The organism is Gelidibacter sp., assembly GCF_035577925.1.
Classification (GTDB): domain Bacteria; phylum Bacteroidota; class Bacteroidia; order Flavobacteriales; family Flavobacteriaceae; genus Gelidibacter.
The window spans coordinates 1-4,265 of the sequence record NZ_DATJCY010000350.1 but is presented as its reverse complement, the minus strand read 5'-3'; the positions used below and the strand labels follow the sequence as shown (position 1 = coordinate 4,265).

3 protein-coding genes and 1 other RNA gene are annotated in these 4,265 nt (G+C 37.4%); 1 reads left to right on the top strand and 3 read right to left on the bottom strand.

Going from position 1 to position 4,265, the window contains the following annotated elements; translation table 11 throughout:
• Nucleotides 1-242 (bottom strand): DUF4369 domain-containing protein (locus VNJ50_RS13460; protein WP_325582762.1); only part of this gene is annotated, 242 nt, incomplete at its 3' end.
• A 582-nt stretch (nt 243-824) separates the two neighbouring features.
• Nucleotides 825-1,682, bottom strand: coding sequence for a DMT family transporter (locus VNJ50_RS13455; protein ID WP_325582760.1), 858 nt, complete (start codon nt 1,680-1,682; stop codon nt 825-827).
• 241 nt (nt 1,683-1,923) lie between these two features.
• On the opposite strand from VNJ50_RS13455, the gene ssrA reads away from it, so the two are divergent.
• Nucleotides 1,924-2,319: a transfer-messenger RNA gene (ssrA, locus tag VNJ50_RS13450) on the top strand.
• Between the two features lie 94 nt (nt 2,320-2,413).
• Here ssrA and VNJ50_RS13445 read toward each other — a convergent pair.
• Nucleotides 2,414-4,265, bottom strand: a 1,852-nt coding sequence (locus VNJ50_RS13445; RefSeq protein ID WP_325582758.1) for a type I restriction-modification enzyme R subunit C-terminal domain-containing protein, incomplete at its 5' end; no start/stop codon positions are given.

The window sequence follows — 4,265 nt, the reverse complement described above, 5'->3', positions numbered from 1 at the left end:
AACGGCGAATCAAGATATAGACTAATAATTGTGGGAGTTCTAATTTTAGCTGAAAACTTGAATTTCCCATCAATTAAATCTATTGTATCACGCATTTTACCTTGGTCATCAACAGTCTCATATATAATTATAACATGTTTTATGTTTTGACCTTTGATTTCACCTGATAATTGAAAAATGGAGTCATTATTCTGACATTGAAACAAAGGAAGAAACATAAGAATTATTAGTAGTTTATACATAATTTTCATTTAATGATTTTTATAAATTCTTATTTAGGACTTGTGTATTGTATAAAAATAATATAAACAATGAAAAAAGAGGTCGTCTAAGAGCATGTTTAAAAATTAAATTGAAAAAATATTATAGAGCATTTTACTGTAAAACAACATGTAAAAACTGATTACCAATTATTTACGCTGTTTGTTTTCATTAACTTGTTGATGTAAACCCATTAAGTTAAGATGAAAAAACACTCCACAAACATTACTAACAATCAATGACAATTTATAAAAAAAACTTGAACTTCAATAACAGAAAGCGAAAACATGATTTAAAGACCATTTGGAACGTAATTACGTATCTGGTAAAAACCTGATGGTAATGACGCATGTTGCCTAATAACTTTCCAAAATGACAGCTGGTCTATTTTATGTAGAAATTATGAACTCCTGTTGGAAAATTCTAAAAATATGGTCAAATTATCTGCCATAAAATTTAAACAAGCTCTAAAAAGAAATTAACTCTTTTAGAATATCATGTTTGAGAGTGATCTTCCGATATCTATCCAATAGATGAATTCTGAATACTTTTAAAATTTCGACCTAAAAAAGAGGTTTTTCATAAAATGTCAAACGGATACCCAAAAGTAGAGTGATACCACCAATGACCATTTGCGCCGAAATTTGCTCATCCAACCACCACCACGCCAATAGAGATGCCAGTACAGCTTGTCCCAACAAACTTACTGATACGCGCGTGGCACGCATATACTTAGTGGCATAACTGATGAGCAACCACGCCAAAAGTTGGCAAACCACCCCTTGGATTACCAATACCAGCCAACCTTCATTGGAAAATCCTCCAAAAGGCTCACCTAATACATAACTCAACAATCCGAGTGAAACGGTAGAAGAGAGCAAACTAATGGTCATAAACGTCATGACTTCCAATTCTCCTAAAATTTGCTTACTGGTCAACATGTATATGGCGTAAAGCATTCCGGAAAGCACGGCAAAAACGAATGCCATATTAAAATCGAGATTCAGAAATAAGTCGAATCCCACCAAAAGAACCATTCCCATAATGGCCACGACAGTCCCAATCCAAAAATTGCGCTTTGGCTTGTCTTTCATAAATAAAAAAGCACCAATTCCTACCCAAACAGGCGATAAATTAGTTAATAATGTGGCTTGTGTTGCGGTAGATTGTTGAATGGCGATATTCCAAACCCCAACATCCATCCCAAAAATAACACCGCAAATTACTGCTAGAAAAAATGCTTTTCTGGAAGTGACTTTAAATTTTTTGGTTATTATGACATACGGCACCAACAAAGCCGCTGCTATCGCCATACGATAAAAAGCAGAAATGAGCCCAGGCGTAAGATTTAATTTTACCAAAATTGGAAATATAGAAATACATAAAACCCCGATGGCGAGAGCAATTCTTGGTTTTGACATGACTTTACTATTTTAATTTTTAAAGTCTGCAAAATTAGGCCATTAATCGACAAACCAATCATAATAATCTGATAAACTTTGCTGAAGTTTGGATCGGATAATTGATGGATGGCCAATGACTGATGACCCATGACTGGTTTTCAAATAATCTTATCGCCATTTGCAGGATTGAAGCAAACTTTTTGGTAACTTTGCACGCTAAATCATCTACAGAAGTTAAGATAGTTATCAGCATCATAATGGGGTCGACTGGTTTTGACAGCGAGATTTATTGAACGGTAAGCACGTCGTGTAATGAAATTGAAACACGTAAAAGGCTATTTCAAACTTTTAAACGGCGAGAATAACTACGCTTTAGCTGCTTAATCCGAATCACAGTAGGATTTGCTAATCTCTACCAGGTAGGGAAGCTAAATGTCTCTTGAAAGCCCTGGTCAGCGGCGTTCTACTTAGAGGCATCGTAAAAGTTGACATAGGGAGCAAAGTGCTTTGATTTGCTCTTGAAACTAAAAAAGATAAGTTGTAAGTGGGTTGTCTTTAGCCAGCTTACAATCGAAAAAACAAGAAAAGACTAAACGTGAAGAAAGCTCTTTGGTAACTTGTTTGGACGGGAGTTCGATTCTCCCCGACTCCACTTTTTGGACATCAAAATCCACTAAAAACCCTGTAATTACATGATTTACAGGGTTTTTAAATTCAAGGTTGCCGTTTTAGTTGCTATTGGATATCAATTAATTGGCCCGGTTGAAATCCCCCAGAATTTTAAAAATCGTATCGGCTTGCTGTTCGGTAAATACACCATCAATGCCCATACTATGGTAATTCTTAAAGGGCGAATCGTACAACTTGCTCGGTTCTATCTTGCCATTTGTGGTCAGGAATTTTTTGATGGTATCAAGAAACTCAATTTGAATGGCGTTTAATTTATAATCGTTTATAAATTTAGCGAAAGCGGCCTCTACATTTTCAGGACTTAAGCCCATCAAGGAGATAATGAAGTTGACCAAACTAAATTGTGTTCCCAATTCTTTTTCAATAACGCCTTTATCAATTCCGCCTTCAAATAACATCGCTTCCAAAGCTTGAAGTTCGCTTTCAGTGATCGTTTCTCCTTTTCGGATTCTCGTAATGGTGAGGTGGTTTTCATTTGCTCGGATCAATTGTTCTAAACGGTGTACATTATTTTGGAATGGCGATACTGGGTACACTTCCCCTTCCTCATTTAATGGATGGCTCGTTTTAACCCCATCTTCCAAAATATAATCGGCGAAATTTGTTGTGACATAACGTTGATCCACAGGGTCAATATATTTTACCAATGCTCTCACTCCTTTTCTGAGTCTTTCCAAATGTACAATGCCATCTGCTTTCCAGAAATTCTCTTCCAGCGGCAATTTGATAAGGTCTTCTTTGGATTTAACGGCCGGAATGGTTGTTTTTTTCAACAGTTTTTTAGAGGTTGAAACGACCTTCGAAATAGGAACGATAAAACTGTTTACAAAGGCCTCGGTATTTGGCGTTTCCAAACGTTTTGCAATCAAGGTGTAAAGTAATTTATCATAGTAGCGTGCCAGATCTGAATCTCCTTCTTCAGGTTTTACCAAGGGCGCCAGCTCCTCTTCTATTCGCTTGAGATCGCGCTTGGACAAATGGTTCCAGATTTCGCGATTGGTATTTCCAAATTCATGTACAATTTCCAATTTCATTTTTACGTCAAATCGGTTGTGATCCAATGCGGCAATAGCACCGTGCAAATCATCCAGCAATTCGGTTCTGAATGCTTGCAGTGAATTGTCATCTTTAAATTGGCTGCTCTTTAAATATTCGGCAAGGTGCAAACGCAATCCAAATAAAATTTCAGTTAAACTCTTTTGGGAACTCGCTTCCTGACCGTTAGGATTCTCTCCAAAAAACTCAAAGTTACCACAGAGATCAAAAATCAGGAAATGGGTTTTATCTTCCCCTACGCCAAATAAATCGGGTCGTAAACGGGAACCTCTCCCGATCATTTGCCAAAATTTGGAATAGGACTTCACAGGTTTGTAAAACACCAAATTAACACAGCTTGGCGCATCGATCCCGGTATCCATCATGTCCACCGAAATAGCAATTTGTGGCAAACGCTCCTTTTCCTCATCGCAAAACCGATTGATAAATTCTTTTGCTTTGGGTTCGTTATGGGTGATGACCTTGACATAATCATTGCCAAACCGCTCCTTGTCCAGCTCCATAAACATATCCTTTAGAAAATGGGCGTGTTTTTGATTTTTAGCAAAGATGATGGTTTTCCCCAATTCCTCTCCACCACGTTTTTTGATACCGTGTTCCAACACATAGCGCAAGGTCTCAATAGCTGTGGGTTTATTGAACAACCAGGTGTTGAGTTCTGATGCTGTAATCCACTCATTACCTGTAGCTTCTTCGCCATCGAGAATTTCTTGTTCAAACTCTTCTTGTTCTTCTTCGGAAAGCTCGCTGTATTTGATGCCTTCACGTAAAAACTTGGTGGGCACCTCAATAGATTTATAGGGTGATAAATGCTTGTTGGCAACGGCCTCTTCAAACGTGTAAGCATCTGTAGGC